We start from the raw sequence: 17,345 nt of genomic DNA, 5'->3' as shown, positions 1-17,345 counted from the left end.
GCCCCCTACCAGGCCCTGGCCACCGCCCCCGGCAGCGGGCTGGCACTGGTGGCCGGCACCGTCACGGAACTGCGCGGCACCGTCTCCGTCCGGGCGGACAGGGACGGACTCGGCAAGGCCGTCTGGATCGTCCTGCCTCTGTGAGCCCGGCCCGCGAAGGGGACGTTCGGCCCGGATCCGGACCCGCGGGTGTTCATGACTTGCAGGAATCTGCAATTGTGGAGGTCGACGGCAGTATGGAACGGGGCGGTGCCGAGGTCGCCCCTCGAAGAGGAAGCCATGGGTGGACCAGGGTGCCAAGAACGAGCGCAGACAAGACGGCTGCGGCCCGTGGCCGCAGCGCCCCACTGGACCCGCCGCTGTACCAGCTGAAGGCCGAGTTCTTCAAAACCCTCGGCCACCCGGTCCGGATCCGCGTCCTGGAGCTGCTGAGCGTCCGCGAGCACGCGGTCGCCGAGATGCTCCCGGAAGTCGGTGTCGAGCCGGCGGCCCTCTCCCAGCAGCTCGCCGTCCTGCGCAAGGCCAACCTCGTGACCACCCGCCGCGAGGGCTCCAACGTCTACTACCGGCTCGCCAGCCAGGACCTCGCCGAACTCCTGCGCGTCGCCCGCGGCATCCTCACCGGCGTCCTGCAGGGCCAGGCCGAACTCCTGGCCGGACTGCGCGCCGCCCCGCAGTAGGAGCAGCGGAACACCCGCCGGCGAAGCCGCGGCCCCTGCCGGCCGGGTGGCCGACTACACCATCTCGGTGGCGAACAGCTCCAGATGCCCGCACACGGGGCAGCGGAACGCCGCTATCTGCCACCGGGTCCGTCCCCTCCGTTTGGCGCCGCCGAAGAACCCCCGCTCCAAGGCGCCCTCGATCCAGCTGGCGTACCCGCGAGAGTGGTCGCCGGCGTCCTCGATGAAACCGTCCGTCAGTCCGACGGTGCCGCATTGGGTGCACCTGTAGTTGTTCATCGGACGAGTGTAGGAAGACGACCCCGCACCCCTCGGTCGGCCACGCCTGACGCGTGGGCCGCGAGCACCGCGTGGCACCAGGGGGCGGTCGGAGCGCCCGCGGTGCGCCCCTCGTCCGCCGACCGGCTGCCGAAGCCGCCCATCGGGCGCGCCTCCCCGGGGCCTTGGCGGTCCGTGGACCCGCGGCGCCACCGGGCCGTACCGCCCACCCTGGGGCGACACTGGAAGGCATGCAGACAAGGGACCGCTTACCCCGTGGATCTTCGGATGGACGCCGGGCGCCGGCGGTGGACGTCGTGGTGGTCGGGGCCGGCCCGACCGGGCTCCTGCTCGCGGGCGACCTGGCCAGGGCCGGCGTCGGCGTCACCATGGTGGAGCGACGCGATCGCGAATCCAACCTGAGCCGCGCGTTCGCCGTCCACGCCCGCAGCCTGGAGGTCCTCGACGCCCGAGGGCTGGCCGACGAACTGCTCCGTATCGGCACACCGGTGCCGTCGCTCTCCCCGTTCGGCCGTATCACCATCGACTTCTCCGCGCTCCGCACGCGCTTTCCCTACATGCTGGTCACCCCCCAATGGCGGCTCGAGCACCTCCTGCTGCGCCGGGCCGAGGAAGCGGGGGCCACGATGGTGCGGGGCGCCCGGGCCACCGGGATCCGGCAGGACCCGGACGGTGTGGACGTGGAGCTGAGCCGGGCGGACGGCGCCGCGGACACGCTCCGAGCCCGCTACCTGGTCGGTGCCGACGGGGCACGCAGCACCATCCGGCGGAGCCTGGGCATGCCGTTCCCCGGTGAGTCGGTCATCAGCTCCGTGATGCTGGCCGACGTGCGGCTCGAGCGCGCGCCGGACGAAGCCCTCAACTTCGCCTCCAACGAGCACGGCTTCACCTTCTTCGCGCCCTTCGGGGACGGCTGGTACCGGATCATCGCCTGGGACCGGCGGCGGCAACTGCCCGACGACGCACCGGTCACCCTGGAGGAGGTCCGGGACATCACCCGGCGAACCCTCGGTGACGACCTCGGGATGCACGACGCGCATGGCTCTCCCGCTTCCACAGCGACGAGCGACAGGTGCCCCGCTACCGGCGGGGACGGGTGTTCCTGGCGGGCGACGCCGCACATGTGCACTCGCCCGCCGGCGGCATGGGCATGAACACCGGGATGCAGGACGCCGCCAACCTCGGCTGGAAACTGGCCGCCGCCGTGCAGGGCTGGGGCGGCGACGCACTGCTGGACAGCTACCACACGGAGCGCCACCCGGTGGGGCGCCGGGTGCTGCGCGCCAGCCACGCACTCCTCACCGCCGTCACCACCGGCTCCCCCGCGGTCCGAGCGCTGCGGACCTCGGCGGCGGCCGTCGCGCATCGGCTCGGTGGGGTGGAGAGGCGGGTGTCACGGGGCATCTCCGGCATCGGCATCGCCTACCGAGCCCCCTGGGGCTCGCACCCGCTCGTCGGCCGCCGCGTGCCGGACCTCCGCCTGGCGGGGGAGCCGTCCCGGCTGTACGAGGCCCTGCGCCAGGGCTCCTTCGTGCTGGTGGGCCGCGAGGTCGCCGCGATCGCCGCACCGTGGTCGGCGCGGCTGGTGACCGCCTCCCCGGAAGCCGGCCTGCGCCCGACCCTGCTGGTCCGGCCCGACGGTTACGCCGCCTGGGCGGCGAACGAGCCTGCCCCGCAGGAGGTACGTGAGGCCCTGAGGCGGTGGTTGGGCGAGCCGGCCCCGCCCACGGGCTGATGGGGACGGCGGGCGCACCGCCCCGAACAGGCGCCGGCGGCCGTACGGGGCACGGCGCCCGCTGAGCCGTCGCCGGCCTTCGAAGCAGAGGGGGCGCGTCGGCGTGGGTCATCAAGCCGCGGCCGCCACGTCCTTGGCCTCTCGGGGGAGCCAGCGGAGTGCGAGGAGGCCGAGGGCGAGGTGCAGCAGACCGGCCACGGCCGCCGCGACGTGCAGGCCGGTGAGGAAGGCCGACTTGGCGTCGGCCACCGAGGCGGCCGCCACACCCGGCATGTGGAGTGTCTCGTCCAGTGTCGGTGCCAGGCCGGGGCCCTTCAGCCGGAACAGCAGTGCCGCCACCGAGCCGAGCAGCGCGATCCCCAGGGCGTTGCCGATCTCGTTGCTGGTCTCGGCGATCGCGCCCGCGGATCCCGCGCGCTCCGGTGGCACCGCCCCGACGGCGGTGTCGGCGACGACGGCGAAGGAGATCCCGTAGCCGACGCCCGCGACCACGGTGGACGCCAGGTACCAGCCGATTCCGCCGGCGGCGGTCGTGGGCAGGAGCAGGAGCAGCCCGAGGGCGATGGAGAAGTGGCAGACCAGCAGCATCGGCCGCTTCCCGATCCGGTCGACCACGGCGGGGGTGACGACGCAGGTCGTGGTGAGCACGACGGCTCCCGGCAGGGCCAGCAACGCGGCCCGCAGGACGGGAGTGCCGAGGACGGACTGCAGGTAGATCCCGGCCAGGTAGGCGGCCGCCGACCATGCCGCGAGGGGCAGCAGACCGGTGATCACCGCGATGGTGAAGGTCCGGTCGCGGAACAGCGAGAAGTCGATGAGCGGCTGCTCCAGGCGCCGTTGCCGGAGGCCGAACCACGCCAGCGCGGCGGTGCCCGCCGCGGCGGCGCCCACCGCACTGACCGACAGGCCGTCGGCCGCCGCGTGCTTGAGCCCGTAGATCGCCAGCAGCAGTCCGACCGCCGAGGTCACGACGCTGACCGGGTCGACCCGTCCCGGGCGGGCGGCGCGCACCTCACCGAGCAACACGGGCGCGAAGCAGAGGAACACGACGATGAGAGGGAGGTTGACCAAGAACACCGACCCCCACCAGAAGCGTTCCAGCAGGATGCCGGCGATGATCGGGCCGATCGCGAAGCCCGCGGCGAACGCCGCGGCGAAGACGCCGATGGCCTGTGCCCGACGCCTGGGGTCGGTGAACAGTTCACTCAGGACCGCCAGGGCGGAGGGCAGCAGGGTGGCGCCGGCGATGCCCATCAGGGCACGGGCGGCGATGAGGAGTTCAGGTGTCGGGGCGAACGCGGCGGCGGCCGAGCCGATGCCGAAGAAGGTCGCGCCGATCATGAGCAGCCTGAGGCGTCCGCAGCGGTCGCCGATGTTCCCGAAGGCGATGAGCAACGAGCCGACGGCGAAGCCGTAGACGTCCAGGATCCACAGTGCTTGGTCCGCACTGGGATCGAGAGCCTCGCTGACCCGTGGCATCGCGAGGAACAGGATGGATCCGTCCATCGAGACCAGGAGTACGGGCCCGAGGACGACCAGCAGACCGAGCCAGGCGCGGACCCCGGTCGTGGGTGAGGCGTCGTGTGTCATACCGGCAACGCTCCGGCACGGACGCGGGAGCAGCCAGGCACCTGGCGTGGGTACACCCAGCGGGTACACCCAGCGCACGGCGGCGGGTGTCTAGGCTCGAAGGCGTGGAGAGCCTTGGAGCGTTCTTGAAGAGCCGCCGCGACCGGGTCACCCCCGAGGCGATCGGGCTGCGCACCTACGGGAGCGGCAGGCGCGTCCCGGGGCTGCGCCGTGAGGAGCTGGCCCACCTGGCGGGGGTCAGCGCCGGCTACTACGCGCGGCTGGAGCAGGGCCAGGCCGAGACCGCCTCCGCGCAGGTCCTCGACGCCCTCGCCCGGGTGCTGGAACTGGACGAGGTGGAGAGAGTCCACCTGCACAACCTCGCCCGCCAGCCGGCCCGAGCCGGGCTCGCCGAACCGCCCGTGGAACAGCCCCACCCCCGGGTGCTCACGCTGCTCGCATCACTGGCCGAGGCGACTCCGGCGATCGTGCTGGGCAGACGTGGTGACGTACTCGCCTGGAACCGCACCGGCCACGCGCTGCTCGCCGAGCACATCGACTTCGAGGCGCCCACCGACCCGGCCGGTCGTCCCTCGATCCCGCGGATGTTCTTCCTCGACCCCCTCAGCCGGGACCTCCACCGCAACTGGGAGGAACTGGCGCAAGTCCACGTCGCCTATCTGCGCCTGACCGCCGGCCGGTTCCCCACCGACGCGCACCTGGCGAGCCTCATCGGCGAACTCACCATGCGCAGTGACCGGTTCGCCGCGATGTGGGCGACCGGTGACGTCGCCGACTGCACCACCGGCGACATGCACCTACGACATCCCACGGTCGGCGCCGTGAGCATCGCCTACCAGGTCTGGCTGCAGCCGGACAGCCCGGACCACCGCCTCGAGGTCTACACCCCGAACGACGCGGCCTCGGCGGACGCCCTCCACCTCCTCGCCCAACGCGCCCCTGTCGTAGGCGACTTCAGGCCGCAGCGGTCGAAGGGCCTGCCGGTGCTCGCCGCCGCGAACGAACCCTCGACGACCTCCCGCCCCACCACAGCAGCAAGCCGGTCTCGGTAGGCGCCCACTCCGCCCACAACGCGATGTCCGATTCCCGCCAGCCAAGGCGTTCTCGCCACGAGAGAGTCGGCGACGGCCCGTGTCCCTGTTCACGGGCCCGTCATCCGGCACTTCGCGAAAGGCACAGCGCATGCACGTCGTCCCCGGTCTCAAGGTCCTGTACTTCGGGACCCCGGTGGTGCTCATCAGCTCACTCAACGAGGACGGCACGGCGAACCTCATGCCGATGTCCTCCGCCTGGTGGCTGGGGCAGTCCTGCATGCTCGGACTCGGCAACAACGCCCAGACGACCGCGAACCTGCTGCGGGAGGGCGAATGCGTGCTCAACCTGCCCTCGTCCGCCATGGTCGACGCGGTCGACCGGATCGCGCTCACCACCGCGAAGCCGGCGGTGCCGGACTACAAGGTGGAGCAGGGCTACCGGTACGAGCCGGACAAGTTCTCGGCCGCGCGGCTGACGGAGCAGGCGTCGGACCTCGTCCGGGCCCCCCGAGTCGCGGAATGCCCGATCCAGCTGGAGTGCAGGGTCGTCTCGGCCCACCCCTTGGGCGGCCCCACCCCGCACGCCACCGCCTTCCAGGTCGAGGTTCTTCGCGCGCATGTCGAGGAGGAGCTGGTCATCCCGGGTACGCACTACGTGGACCCGCTCGGTTGGGACCCGCTGATCATGAAGTTCTGCGAGTTCTTCGGCGGCGGGCACAATGTGCACTCCTCGCGACTGGCCGAAGGCTGGAACATGCCGCACAAGAGCCGACCGACAGCCGTCTGACCCGACGCCCCACCCGCACGCATGCCCTGATCCCGGACGCACCGATCAGGGCAGCGAAGTACGCCTGGCACAACCGTGAGCGCCTGGGGGCGCTCTGCGTGGTGGACGACACGATCGTGCTCCAGTCCATGCACTGGCCAGACGAGGTGCGCTCCGCGGAAGGCCTGGGCCCGAAGGCCAGCGTGGAGATCTCGGACGCGGAGGTGGACGAGGCGCTGGCGCTGATGGAGCCGACCGGCGGCATGGACCTGTCGTCGGAGCGAGACAGCTACCGGGACGCCCTGGAGGAGGTCATCCGGGCGAAGGCCGAAGGTCGCGAGCCGCCGGAAGCCGAGGCCGAGGAAGCGCCGGCCGGGAAGGTGGTCGACCTGATGTCCGCGCTCAAGGACAGCGTTCGGGCCGCCCGAGAGTCCTGCGGCGAGGAGGCCGATGGTGGGCCGGCGGAAGTGCACGAGATGGCCAGCCGGGGCGGGAAGAGCGCCACCCCGAAGAAGGTGTCAGCGAAGAAGACCACGCGGAAGCGAGCATCCTGAGGAGCGCCTCGCGGAGGGGCCGCCGTCCGCGTCATGCGGTGATGTCCCAAGCCGGACCCGGTCGGACCAGTCGTTCAGAAGTCGTTGAAGCCTCGGGCGGCGTCAAAGATGTCGGCGTCCACGACGTAGATGACATGCGTGGTCACGATGAAATGGATCATGGCTCCGTCCAGCCAGCTGGAGCGCGTGAGGTCGTCGTTCCTGAAGGCGAGGTGGGTGGAGGGGCCGTAGGGGTCATCGGTGACCCGATCGACGAGGCGTTTCAGGGTCCGGCGATCATCGGGCGGGAGATAGTCGCGGAACCGGGCCGCTGGCTCGGTGAACTCAACACGGCGCTTCATGATGGCTGGAGTGTAGGTCGACACGCACGATGCGGTCATCGGAATTCTCGAGCGAGAGTTGTGAGTGGGAAGCCGTATGGGCCGACTCCTGCGCGGTGGTGTCCGCTCGCTGACCACTGTCACCCGCAGCGAGCAGAAACAGCCGTCGACCGCCGGTCAACCCCGGCCACCCACCGGGCCCCGCACTCCGGGGCACTGAGCTTCGCCGGCCCCGGCCTGAACCGCCGCCAGGCGTCGACGCAGCCGGCGATCCCGGCGCCACCACCTGGCCCGAGTTCCCTGACAGCGTCAGGTTCTGACCGGTCAATGGTCAGCTGTGAACTGTCGCCACAGGTGGGTAACACGGACCTCAGGCGTTGTCGCGGCTGCCGTAGAGGGTCGCGGCAGGCCGCTTCTGCGGCCCGCGGTGTCCAGTCAGCGTCTGGGCCGCCGCAGGGGTGATCGGTGCGCCATGTACGCCGATGATGTCGTGGGCAGGGCCTGGAAGAGGCCGCCGTTCGAGGTGGGCCACCGCCCGACGTGAGCCTGAGTACCCGCGTATGCGTACTCAGGTCCGGTGAGTAGCCGTACGGTTTTGGTGGCGGGTTGGCCGTTTGTACCGTCCAGTGCGTGAGCGAGAGCGAGATTCCAGCCAAGTCAGGGTTCAAAGTGGTGGGCATTGGCTGCGCGGCGGTACTGCTTGCGCCCGTCCTGCTGCTCGTGGGCGTGATCGTCACGTACGCGATCGAGCGCGCTATCCCGGAGGACTACCCTGACGCCAAACCAGAGGTGACTGCCCGCCGGATCACGGCCTACTCCCAAGAAGCCTTCGCCGTAATTGGACTGGATCGCACCCTTGAGTCGAACGTGTACGACATGCGTGCGGGTAACCAGAACACGCTTGGCTCCGACTACTGCTACCCCGACGGCTTGGAAAGCATCGCCGACGAGCCGGAAAAGGGTGCGTACCGGATGTACCACGCGTGGATGGTCGGGAAGGTGGGCAAACGCCAAGGCCTGGAGGCACTGCGTAGGGTCCATGCTCGACTCAAGGACACTGGCTGGCGCATCACGCAGTTCGAAGAGGACCGGGGGATCCGCGAGTGGATCGTGCGGGCCGAACGCGACGGCGGCTACCACCTCTCGGTCGTCTGGGAAGCGGACTACCAGCGGTTGCGTGGTGGCACCGGCGCCTCCTGCGCCACGGATCCGGACTGGACCGAAGAGGACGGCCGTTACTACGAACCTCACGTGGGCGCCCCGCCGACGCTGATCTCGGCCGCCGCCGGACCATGGGTGGTGGGCAGGTAAGGAAGTCCCCGCCTCCGAGGGCGTGGCGGCCCACATCATGTGGACCGCCACGGCAGGTCACAATCATCGGCAGAACCGGCTGGGACCGGTCCGGTAGCGCGGTCCGTGGAGTGTTCATACTCGTGTGTCGTAATCCCCCGACGACGCTTTCACACCGTAGGGACACTCGGCCTTGGCGTACGAGTACCGCCAGGCACTGACGCTCATGCTGCCGTCCTTGCAGTAGACCGTCGCCTGTACGTAGACGTTTCCATCACAGTTGACGTGGTAGCGACCGGCACCTCCCGGGCCGGCCTCGTCAATCCAGGTTGCGCATCCCCCGGCTACCGCCGCGGGGCTCGACGCTTGTGACGTGCTCGCCGACGCAGGAGAGGCAGCGAATCCGTAACAGAGCAACGCAGTTGCTGACAGGGCTGTGACAAGCCGCTTCCTCATGGTTCTCCCGAGTTGTTGGCGTTGTTGTGCCGTAGCTCTGAGTGAGTGGTTCAGGGCGGAAAGGCCGTTGGCCGCAGTCTCAGGCCTTCCTACCGCGGGGGCACGGCCGTAACTGGCCAAGTATTCCGTCCTCGCCTTCGACATTGCCGGTCGCCCCATGGCGACCTACGGCCTCCCTACCCTTCGAGATCGAGGCGGTCTCGGGGCGCTGCGCTCACGGCGTGCGGGCTGTGCGGTCATCGGAAGAAACGCTCCCTGCTGTGGGAGTTGTCAAAGGCCCACACTCCACTGCGCAGACAACCAGTCCGGCGGCGAGACCGACGGCGACTCGGCCACGTACGCGCAGGGCTCCAGCAGACCGTGGACTCCTCCATGGACGGCTTCGACCGCGTCCACTACGGCAGCCGCGCACCGCTGTTCCTCGGCAACCACTTCGAGCACTGGAACGGCAGCATCTACCTGAAGGCCATCGACCAGGTCATCCCGAAGGTGAGTACCGGGAAGGGCGCCAAGTGCGTGTCCTTCAAGGGAACTCGTCGACTGGATGGACGTACGGAAGCCCGCCACCCTCGCCGCGCCGCGCAGCCTGACCCCGCCCAGTCCCCGGACCGGTCCACGGTCGTCAAGTGACCGAGAAACAGGCCGGGTGCCACTTGCACAACCCCCTTCACAGCCGCCACCCGCGTCATGCGAAGATGCCCACTCCCGGTAGGTGTACCGGCACAGAGGGGAGCATCATTGAAGTCACGAAGACTCAGCCGTAAGCGGAGTCGCGCCACCATCGTCAGCGCCTCGGCCGCCGCCGTGGTCGCCGGCGTGGCGCTCATACCCAACTGGAGCGCGGGCGCGGCGGTCACCAACGACCCGACCGTGGACGCCTCCACCAAGGCGACCTTCCAGAAGCTCGCCGACGCGGTCTTCACCGACCGCACCCAGACGCTGGTGGACGGCTCCACCAGCGCCCACACGCGCCACACCGCGGGCTTCTCCGGGTCTATCCGCCTCTCCGGCGACCAGACCCGCGCGCAGTCCTCCGCCCTCGGCAAGCTGCGCGTCCGCAAGGCCCTGCTCGCCAAGCTGGGCGAGAAGTACAGCGCCGGCAACACCAAGGTGACGCTCGACGCCATCGAGGTGCACGGCCGCAGTGCCAAGGTCGCTGTCACCGAGACCACGACGTTGACCTACAAGAAGGGCAGCACCCGGGCCAAGTCCCCCGCGACCACGGGGTTCCAGGCCCACCACGAGCTGACCTTCAAGGCCGGCCGGCACGGCGACTGGCAGCTCACGGGCATCCACGACACAGACGACGGATACCTCGCCGTCAACCAGGTCGAACCGCCCTCCACGCCGACGGCCGAACCCTCGACGCCGCCCACGGGCGAACCGTCGACGCCGCCGACGGGCGAACCCTCGACGCCGCCCTCCGACGGAGGCGACCCGCAGGACGCGCCCCGCGCGGCCACCAGCTTCCCGGCACCGGCCAACCCCAAGCAGCTCACCGGGGGCGCCTACGACTACCAGGCGATGGTCGCGTACGCCCAGAAGTACTGGAACAACTACAACACGGAGTACCCGGACTTCAGCGGCCAGGGCGCCGGCGGCGACTGCACCAACTTCGTCAGCCAGGTGCTCAAGGCCGGCGGCTGGAAGCACGTCCCCGGCTACACCAACGACTACACCAAGTGGTTCGGGACCGCCGACATCCAGTCCGACTCGTTCGTCGGCGTCAACGAGCTCTCGTGGTTCGCGCTGTCCTCCAAGCGCGTCACCCCGCTCGCCAACGTCTACCAGGCGGACCTCGGCGACGTGATCCAGATGGACTTCGACCGCGACGGGTCCAAGGACCACACCATGGTCGTCACCTCCCGCGACGCCTCCGGCGTACCGTACGTGACCTACCACTCCACCAACACCTACAACAGGTCGGTGGCCAGCCTGGTCGCGTCCTTCCCGAGCGCGTACTTCTACGCCTACAGGACCTGACCCCGTCGGTCCTGCCGCCCCGGCTCCTCCCGCGGGGAGCCGGGGCGGCGGCCCCGCCCATTCGGGTTGCCGTGCGGCAGCGCGTGACCCACCCGGCCGTACATGCCGAACGTCATCGGCAGCAGCCGCACCACAAAGCCGAACAGCACGTTCTGGACCCGGAACGCAAGGGTGGCTCGGTGGCCCGGGCAACTCCTCTCCGGCGATCACCCTCGGTTACTATGCTCACTTCATGCCGGAGGCCGGCAGCAAGGGGCGCGGCACCATCGACGGTCGGCTTGGGGAAGCGGAGAGGCCGGCTCGCGAGCCGAAACCCCAGCGCCGTTGAACGGTGCTTCCTGCCTCTACGCCCCCGAGAAGTGGTCCGTGGATTGTAAGGTTGAAGAGATGGGTGGCCTGGGAAAGTGTTGGAAGAGGTCGTAGCGACCCGCTATGTCACGCCCTTGCGTGAGGGTGGCTCGCTTCCCGGGATCGTCGAGGCCGACGATCTCGGGACGTATGTCATGAAGTTCACCGGCGCCGGCCAGGGCCGCAAGACGCTGGTCGCCGAGGTGGTGTGCGGACTGCTCGGCCGCCGTCTGGGACTGCGCGTACCGGAGCTGGTGCGGATCCAGCTGGACCCGGTGATCGGCCTCGGCGAACCCGACCAGGAAGTGCAGGAGCTACTCAAGGCCAGCGGTGGGCTGAACCTCGGCATGGACTTCCTGCCCGGCTCGCTCGGCTTCGACCCGCTGGCCTTCGAGGTGGGCGCCGCCGAGGCGGGCCGGGTGGTGTGGTTCGACGCACTCGTCAACAACGTCGACCGCTCCTGGCGCAACCCCAACATGCTGGTGTGGCACGGCGAGCTGTGGCTGATCGACCACGGCGCGACCATGATCTGGCAGCACAACTGGCGCGGCGCCCAGGCCGCGGCGGCCAAGCCGTACGACGCCTCGGACCATGTACTCGCCTCCTTCGGGCCCGACCTCGCCGCGGCCGCCGCCGAGCTGGCGCCGCGGGTCACCGAGGACCTGCTGACCGAGGTGGTGGCCGAGGTCCCGGAGGAGTGGCTGGTGGACGAGCCGGGCTTCGAGAGCACGGCGGCGCTGCGCCGTGCCTATGTCGAGGTGCTGCTGGAGCGCGCCGCCGTGATCAGCGACCGGATCACGGTCGGTGAACGCACCCCCGACACCCCCTCGCAGGCACCGGAGTGGCTGAGTGCCAGGCTCCACCGGAAGGCAGTGAAGTGACCGCACAGCACCATGGCCGCGATGTCTTCGAGTACGCGCTGCTGCGTGTCGTCCCCCGGGTCGAGCGCGGTGAGCAGATCAACGCCGGAGTCGTCGTCTACTGCCGGGCCACCTCCTTCGTGGCCGCCCGCACCCACCTGGACGAGGCCCGGCTGCGGGCCCTGGACCCCTCGGCGGACGTGGCCGGGGTACGCGCGGCGCTGCATGCCGTGGAGGGCGTCTGCCACGGCGGTCCGGCGGCCGGCCAGGCGGCCGGTGACGACGCCGGGCGCCGGTTCCGGTGGCTGGTCGCCCCGCGCAGCACCGTCGTCCAGCCGGGCCCGGTGCACACCGGGCTGACCGCCGATCCGCGGGCGGAGGTCGAGCGGCTGCTGGAGCTGCTGGTCCGCTGAGGCCGGTACGCCCCGGAAACCGACACGCCACCCCCGCCGGCCAGGCTCCGCGGGGGTGGCGTTGACATGCGGTGGCACGGCTTCTAGCGTCTCGTCTGCTGGAGCGATACTAAGCGGTTGCTCACCTCTCGGCGGCAGGTCGGGCGGTGAGCCGCTACCGAGGCGAGGAGAACCCGCATGTCCACCACCGAGCAGCGCGTTGCCATCGTGACGGGCGCGGCCCGTGGCATCGGCGCGGCCACAGCCGTGCGCCTGGCCGCCGAGGGCCGTGCCGTAGCCGTACTCGACCTGGACGAGGCGGCGTGCGCGGACACCGTGGAGAAGATCACCAAGGCCGGCGGCCGGGCCATCGCCGTCGGCGCCGACGTCTCCGACTCCGAGCAGGTCGCGGCGGCGGTCGCCAAGGTCGTCGAGGAGCTGGGGGCGCCCACCATCCTCGTCAACAACGCCGGCGTGCTCCGCGACAACCTGCTGTTCAAGATGTCCGACAGCGACTGGGACACGGTGGTCAACGTGCATCTGCGCGGGGCCTTCGTGATGGCGCGGGCCTGCCAGAAGCACATGGTGGACGCCGGGTTCGGCCGTATCGTCAACCTCTCCAGCAGCTCCGCGCTCGGCAACCGCGGCCAGGCCAACTACTCCGCCGTCAAGGCCGGCCTGCAGGGCTTCACCAAGACGCTCGCCATCGAGCTCGGCAAGTTCGGCGTGACCGCCAACGCGGTCGCGCCCGGCTTCATCGCCACCGACATGACCGCGGCCACCGCGGCCCGCGTCGGCATGGGCTTCGAGGACTTCAAGGCCGCCGCCGCCACCCAGATCCCGGTGCAGCGGGTCGGTGAGGTCGAGGACGTCGCCAACGCCATCGCCTTCTTCACCGGCGACGCCGCCGGGTTCGTCTCCGGCCAGGTCATGTACGTGGCCGGCGGCCCGCTCAACTGACGGGAGCACCAGAGCACATGACCGCACAGGTAGCGGATTCAGGGAAGGTCGCCCTCATCACCGGCGCCAGCCGGGGCATCGGCTACGGCGTCGCCGAGGCGCTGGTGGCCCGGGGCGACCGGGTGTGCATCACCGGCCGCAACGAGGAGGCGCTGCAGCAGGCCGTCCAGCGGCTCGGCGCGGACCGGGCCATCGGCGTCGCCGGCAAGGCCCATGACGAGGAGCACCAGGCCGTCGCCGTCCAGCGCACCATGGAGGCCTTCGGCCGGGTGGACTTCCTGGTCAACAACGCGGGCACCAACCCGGTCTTCGGCCCGCTGGCCGAACTCGACCTGGCCGTGGCGCGCAAGGTCTTCGAGACCAACGTGGTCTCCGCGCTCGGCTTCGCCCAGCGGACCTGGGCCGCCTGGCAGAAGGAGAACGGCGGCGCGATCGTCAACATCTCCTCCATCGCCGGGCTCGCCCCCTCGCCGTTCATCGGCGCCTACGGCGTGAGCAAGGCCGCCATGATCAACCTCACCGAGCAACTGGCGCACGAGTTCGCGCCGCTGGTCAGGGTCAACGCCATCGCCCCGGGCGTGGTGAAGACCAAGTTCGCGCAGGCGCTGTACGAGAACCGGGAGGCGGAGGCGGCGGCTCCGTACCCGCTGGGACGGCTGGGCGTGCCCGAGGACATCGGCGGCGTCGCGGCCTTCCTCACCTCCGAGCAGTCCGCCTGGATGACCGGCCAGACCGTCGTGGTGGACGGCGGCCTGATGCTGAACGCGGGGGTCGGCTGATCCCACCCGCCCCCTCCGTGAAGGATGCTCCCCCCTGACTCCGTCCGGGGGACCCCACCGCGCCTTCACCCCGGCCCGTGGTGCCGGACCCCGTCCGGGATCCCGCACCACGGCGACCGGTACCGGGGTGCCGGTCCCCAGGGGATCCGGCACCCCGTACCCCCGTTGTCGGTGCCCGCGGGTACGTTCTACCTGTCACGCACCGATCGACCGGAGGAAGTCCCAAGTGACCGACACACTGCCCGAGTCCTGGCAGGCCGTCCTCGGCGAGGAACTGCACAAGCCCTACTTCAAGGAGCTGACCGAGTTCGTCGAGGAGGAGCGGGCGAAGGGCCCGGTCTACCCCCCGCGCGAGGAGGTGTTCGCCGCCCTGGAGGCCACCCCCTACGACCAGGTCAAGGTGCTCGTCCTGGGCCAGGACCCGTACCACGGCGAGGGCCAGGGGCACGGTCTGTGCTTCTCCGTGCGTCCCGGCGTGAAGACCCCGCCCTCGCTGCGCAACATCTACAAGGAGATGCACCAGGAGCTGGGCCACCCGGTGCCGGACAACGGCTATCTGATGCCCTGGGCCCGGCAGGGTGTGCTGCTGCTCAACGCGGTGCTCACGGTCCGCGGCGGCGAGGCCAACTCCCACAAGGGCAAGGGCTGGGAGAAGTTCACCGACGCGGTGATCCGCGCGGTGGCCTCCCGGCCCGACCCGGCGGTGTTCGTGCTGTGGGGCAACTACGCGCAGAAGAAGCTGCCGCTGATCGACGAGGAGCGGCACGTGGTCGTCAAGGGCGCCCACCCCTCCCCGCTGTCGGCGAAGAAGTTCTTCGGCTCGCGCCCGTTCAGCCAGATCGACGCGGCCATCGAGGCCCAGGGGCACCAGCCGATCGACTGGCGCATCCCGGACCTCGGCGCCTGAGCCGTCCTCACCCCAGCCGGTAGTCGAGGTGGAAGGGGTAGTCCTGCTGCCCGCTCGGGGCGGTGAAGCCACCCGTCCCGCTGAGGTCGGCCAACTCACCGCTGCCCGAGCCGGGGACCACCTCGTACTCACCGGTGACGGTGCCGTCCTCGGCGAAGGTGCCGCGGTGGGCGAGGACGAAGCTGCCGGCCCGGCCGTCCAGCACGCCCTCGACCTGCTCGTACCCGCTGAACAGGCCGACCTTCTCGGTGAGGTAGACGATCGTGTACTGGCAGCTGGTGCCGGTCGCCTCCAGCGCGCCGGAGTACCTGTTGGACACCGAGGCATGGGCCAGCGCGGCGCCGCCGGCCACCTCGCTGACCCGCTGCTCCTGCCAGTCGGCGAAGGCGATGGTGCCGGTGGCGTGGGTGGTCGTCATGGGGTGTTCCCGTCTCCTTGGTACGGCCCGGCGCCGACTGCGGACGCGGACCTGCGGTTCGGCCGCCGCGCACCGGGCGGCGCGGGGCGGTGTACCCATGCTGTCCGCCGTACCTGACATCTTCTGTCAGGTACGGCGAACGGGGACGGCAGGATGGAGCCATGCGCGCCGACCGCCTTCTCGCCCTCCTGTTGCTGCTCCAGAACCGCGGGCGGATGACCGCTCCCGAACTGGCCGCGGAACTCGAGGTATCGGTCCGTACCGTCTACCGGGACATCGAGGCGCTGAGCGCCTCCGGTGTGCCGGTGTGCGCGGACCGCGGCCCGGTCGGCGGCTACCGGTTGATGGACGGCTACCGCACCCGGCTCACCGGCCTCACCAGGGACGAGGCCGACTCGCTCTTCCTGGCCGGGATGCCCGGTCCGGCCGCCGAGCTGGGCCTGGGCGCCGACCTGGCCACCGCCCGGCTCAAACTGCTCGCCGCGCTGCCGGCCGAACTCGGCGAGCGGGCCCAGCGGATCCAGGAGCGCTTCCACCTGGACGCCCCCGGCTGGTTCCGGGACGCCGATCCGGTGCCGTGGCTGGGCACGATCGCCGACGCGGTCTGGCGCCAGCGGACGCTGCGGATGGACTACCGGCGCTGGCGTGGCGAGGTACGACGCGAGCTGCGGCCGCTGGGCCTGGTCCTCAAGGGCGGCATCTGGTACCTGGTGGCGCAGGCGGTCGACCCGGCGCCGTCCGACGGAGCCGGCGGGGACGCACCCGGGGACGGCCCGGCGCACCGGGCGGAGATCCGCAGCTACCGGATCTCCCGGGTGCTCACCGTGCAGGTGCTGGACGAGGGCTTCGCGCGCCCCGCGGACTTCGACCTCGCCGCCTACTGGCAGGAGTCCTCCCGCCGGCTGGAGGAACTGCGCTACCAGGGGCAGGCGCGGCTGCGTGTCTCCCCGCGCGCGCTGAAGCTGATCCCGGTGAAGTTCGGGGCGATCGGCGCGCGGGCGGTGGCGGAGGCCGGGGAGCCGGACGCGGACGGCTGGGTGCCGGTGGTGCTGCCGGTGGAGTCGGTGCCGGTGGCGGTCAGCGACCTGTTGTGGCTGGGCGGCGGGGCGGAGGTGCTCGGACCGCCCGAACTGCGGGCGGCGGTGGCCCGCGCGGTCACCGAGCTGGCCCAGCGCTATGCGGCGCCCGGCGGGCAGGTGTGAGCGCCTGACCAGGTTTTCCCGCGCTTGCGGCTAGCGTCGGACCCCAGGGCTGTCCCACCCCCGGCGACCGCCGGGAGGTACCCCCGTCCCTGGTGGGTTGGTGAGCGGCGCCCGGTGCGGTGCGTCGCACGGCGGAGCGTTGTCCTCATACCGGGCGTATGCGGATGACGCGGCAACACGGCGAGGTGCCGTGCCGCGCGCCGAGCCCGCCGGGGATCGCGGGGCGGCCCTTGGCGACCACACGGAAGGCGGGAGTCTCCGCGATGGCAGGGACACGGCGGGAGGCGGCGGCGGAGGACGACGCCGTGCTGACCCGCATCGGGCAGGCGGTGATGCTGCACCGGGCCGGCGACCGGGAAGAGGCGCGCAACCGCCTCGGCGGTCTGTGGGTGGAGATCGGGGAGCACGGCACCCCGCTGCACCGCTGCACCCTGGCCCACTACCTGGCGGACACCCAGGACGACCCGGCCGCCAAGCTGCGTTGGGATCTGCTCGCCCTGGCCGCGGCCCAGGGGCGCGGCCAGGACCCGCGCGACGGCGGCGCGCTGCGCGCCTTCCACCCGGCGCTCCACCTCCACCTGGCCGACGACTACCTGAGTCTGGGCCGGCTGGACGCGGCCCGCGCCCAGCTACGGCTGGCCCGGGCGAGCGCCGGTGTGCTGCGCGACGACCCGCACGGCCACCGGGTGCGGGCCGCCATCGGAGGGCTGGCACGGCGGTTGGACCGGGCCGGCGGCGGCCGGACGCCACCGCGGGCCGGGGGAGAGGCGGGCTGAGCGGGGCCGCCCTCCG

19 protein-coding genes and 2 pseudogenes are annotated in these 17,345 nt (G+C 71.1%); 16 read left to right on the top strand and 5 right to left on the bottom strand.

Annotation, left to right across the window (positions count from 1 at the left end):
• Positions 1 to 347 precede the first annotated feature (347 nt).
• Positions 348 to 680, top strand: coding sequence for an ArsR/SmtB family transcription factor (locus E4099_RS06595; protein ID WP_135337997.1), 333 nt, complete (start codon positions 348 to 350; stop codon positions 678 to 680).
• Between the two features lie 54 nt (positions 681 to 734).
• Here E4099_RS06595 and E4099_RS06590 read toward each other — a convergent pair whose 3' ends face one another.
• On the bottom strand, positions 735 to 959 hold the full coding sequence (locus E4099_RS06590) for a hypothetical protein (RefSeq protein ID WP_135337993.1): 225 nt from the start codon (positions 957 to 959) through the stop codon (positions 735 to 737).
• 230 nt (positions 960 to 1,189) lie between these two features.
• Between E4099_RS06590 and E4099_RS34005 the strand changes: the two are divergent.
• A pseudogene (locus tag E4099_RS34005) lies at positions 1,190 to 2,184 on the top strand (FAD-dependent monooxygenase); the annotation flags it as partial.
• Positions 2,164 to 2,694, top strand: coding sequence for an aromatic-ring hydroxylase C-terminal domain-containing protein (locus tag E4099_RS35020; RefSeq protein ID WP_342451906.1), 531 nt, complete (start codon positions 2,164 to 2,166; stop codon positions 2,692 to 2,694). The pseudogene E4099_RS34005 and the gene E4099_RS35020, both read left to right, overlap by 21 nt.
• Positions 2,695 to 2,805: 111 nt before the next feature.
• On the opposite strand, the gene E4099_RS06575 is transcribed toward E4099_RS35020, so the two are convergent.
• Positions 2,806 to 4,284, bottom strand: coding sequence for an MFS transporter (locus tag E4099_RS06575; protein ID WP_135337990.1), 1,479 nt, complete (start codon positions 4,282 to 4,284; stop codon positions 2,806 to 2,808).
• A 104-nt stretch (positions 4,285 to 4,388) separates the two neighbouring features.
• Between E4099_RS06575 and E4099_RS06570 the strand changes: the two genes are divergently transcribed.
• From E4099_RS06570 to E4099_RS06560, 3 genes are all read left to right on the top strand, one after another.
• Entirely contained in the window at positions 4,389 to 5,336 is a 948-nt protein-coding gene (locus E4099_RS06570) for a helix-turn-helix transcriptional regulator (protein ID WP_135337989.1), read from the top strand.
• Positions 5,337 to 5,466: 130 nt separating this feature from the next.
• On the top strand, positions 5,467 to 6,105 hold the full coding sequence (locus E4099_RS06565) for a flavin reductase family protein (protein ID WP_135337988.1): 639 nt from the start codon (positions 5,467 to 5,469) through the stop codon (positions 6,103 to 6,105).
• A 101-nt stretch (positions 6,106 to 6,206) separates the two neighbouring features.
• Positions 6,207 to 6,638, top strand: a complete 432-nt coding sequence (locus E4099_RS06560; protein WP_135337987.1) for a Ku family protein — start codon at positions 6,207 to 6,209, stop codon at positions 6,636 to 6,638.
• Between the two features lie 74 nt (positions 6,639 to 6,712).
• Here E4099_RS06560 and E4099_RS06555 read toward each other — a convergent pair whose 3' ends face one another.
• Positions 6,713 to 6,979, bottom strand: a complete 267-nt coding sequence (locus tag E4099_RS06555; protein WP_135337996.1) for a hypothetical protein — start codon at positions 6,977 to 6,979, stop codon at positions 6,713 to 6,715.
• 609 nt (positions 6,980 to 7,588) lie between these two features.
• Between E4099_RS06555 and E4099_RS06550 the strand changes: the two genes are divergently transcribed.
• The 3 genes and pseudogenes from E4099_RS06550 to E4099_RS06540 all read left to right on the top strand — a co-directional run bounded on the left by E4099_RS06550 (position 7,589) and on the right by E4099_RS06540 (position 10,687).
• A complete protein-coding gene (locus E4099_RS06550) occupies positions 7,589 to 8,269 on the top strand; it encodes a hypothetical protein (RefSeq protein WP_135337986.1) in 681 nt (226 codons plus the stop codon).
• A gap of 733 nt (positions 8,270 to 9,002) precedes the next feature.
• Positions 9,003 to 9,334, top strand: a pseudogene (locus E4099_RS06545) (hypothetical protein); the annotation flags it as partial.
• 174 nt (positions 9,335 to 9,508) lie between these two features.
• The gene (locus E4099_RS06540) at positions 9,509 to 10,687 is read left to right on the top strand and encodes an amidase domain-containing protein (protein ID WP_245244635.1); all 1,179 of its coding nucleotides are present in this window, start codon (positions 9,509 to 9,511) and stop codon (positions 10,685 to 10,687) included.
• On the opposite strand, the gene E4099_RS35135 is transcribed toward E4099_RS06540, so the two are convergent.
• The gene (locus tag E4099_RS35135; RefSeq protein ID WP_425348249.1) at positions 10,675 to 10,836 is read right to left on the bottom strand and encodes a hypothetical protein; all 162 of its coding nucleotides are present in this window, start codon (positions 10,834 to 10,836) and stop codon (positions 10,675 to 10,677) included. The genes E4099_RS06540 and E4099_RS35135 overlap by 13 nt on opposite strands.
• Before the next feature lie 255 nt (positions 10,837 to 11,091).
• Here E4099_RS35135 and E4099_RS06525 point away from each other — a divergent pair, with 255 nt between their 5' ends.
• From E4099_RS06525 to E4099_RS06505, 5 genes are all read left to right on the top strand, one after another.
• Positions 11,092 to 11,916, top strand: a complete 825-nt coding sequence (locus tag E4099_RS06525) for a HipA family kinase (RefSeq protein ID WP_135337985.1) — start codon at positions 11,092 to 11,094, stop codon at positions 11,914 to 11,916.
• Complete coding sequence (locus E4099_RS06520; RefSeq protein WP_135337984.1) at positions 11,913 to 12,308, top strand: DUF3037 domain-containing protein; 396 nt, start codon at positions 11,913 to 11,915, stop codon at positions 12,306 to 12,308. Before E4099_RS06525 ends, E4099_RS06520 begins: the two co-directional genes overlap by 4 nt.
• A gap of 177 nt (positions 12,309 to 12,485) precedes the next feature.
• Positions 12,486 to 13,247, top strand: coding sequence for a 3-oxoacyl-ACP reductase FabG (gene fabG, locus E4099_RS06515; protein WP_135337983.1), 762 nt, complete (start codon positions 12,486 to 12,488; stop codon positions 13,245 to 13,247).
• A 17-nt stretch (positions 13,248 to 13,264) separates the two neighbouring features.
• Entirely contained in the window at positions 13,265 to 14,026 is a 762-nt protein-coding gene (locus E4099_RS06510) for an SDR family oxidoreductase (RefSeq protein ID WP_135337982.1), read from the top strand.
• A 226-nt stretch (positions 14,027 to 14,252) separates the two neighbouring features.
• Positions 14,253 to 14,933 carry a uracil-DNA glycosylase gene (locus tag E4099_RS06505; RefSeq protein WP_135337981.1) on the top strand — a complete coding sequence of 227 codons (681 nt, stop codon included), beginning with the start codon at positions 14,253 to 14,255 and terminating at the stop codon, positions 14,931 to 14,933.
• Between the two features lie 7 nt (positions 14,934 to 14,940).
• Here the strand turns inward: E4099_RS06505 and E4099_RS06500 are convergent, their stop codons facing one another.
• On the bottom strand, positions 14,941 to 15,351 hold the full coding sequence (locus E4099_RS06500; RefSeq protein WP_135337980.1) for a DUF3224 domain-containing protein: 411 nt from the start codon (positions 15,349 to 15,351) through the stop codon (positions 14,941 to 14,943).
• A 161-nt stretch (positions 15,352 to 15,512) separates the two neighbouring features.
• Here E4099_RS06500 and E4099_RS06495 point away from each other — a divergent pair, with 161 nt between their 5' ends.
• Together E4099_RS06495 and E4099_RS06490 are read left to right on the top strand one after the other, a co-directional pair.
• On the top strand, positions 15,513 to 16,553 hold the full coding sequence (locus E4099_RS06495; protein ID WP_135337979.1) for a helix-turn-helix transcriptional regulator: 1,041 nt from the start codon (positions 15,513 to 15,515) through the stop codon (positions 16,551 to 16,553).
• A gap of 263 nt (positions 16,554 to 16,816) precedes the next feature.
• Positions 16,817 to 17,329: a hypothetical protein gene (locus tag E4099_RS06490; protein ID WP_135337978.1), complete on the top strand. Its 513-nt coding sequence runs from the start codon at positions 16,817 to 16,819 to the stop codon at positions 17,327 to 17,329.
• Positions 17,330 to 17,345 lie beyond the last annotated feature (16 nt).

Origin of the sequence: Streptomyces palmae, assembly GCF_004684805.1 — a bacterium.
Taxonomy (GTDB): Bacteria; Actinomycetota; Actinomycetes; order Streptomycetales; family Streptomycetaceae; genus Streptomyces; species Streptomyces palmae.
The sequence above is the reverse complement of the archived record's forward strand: the minus strand, read 5'-3'. Positions and strand labels throughout refer to the sequence as shown.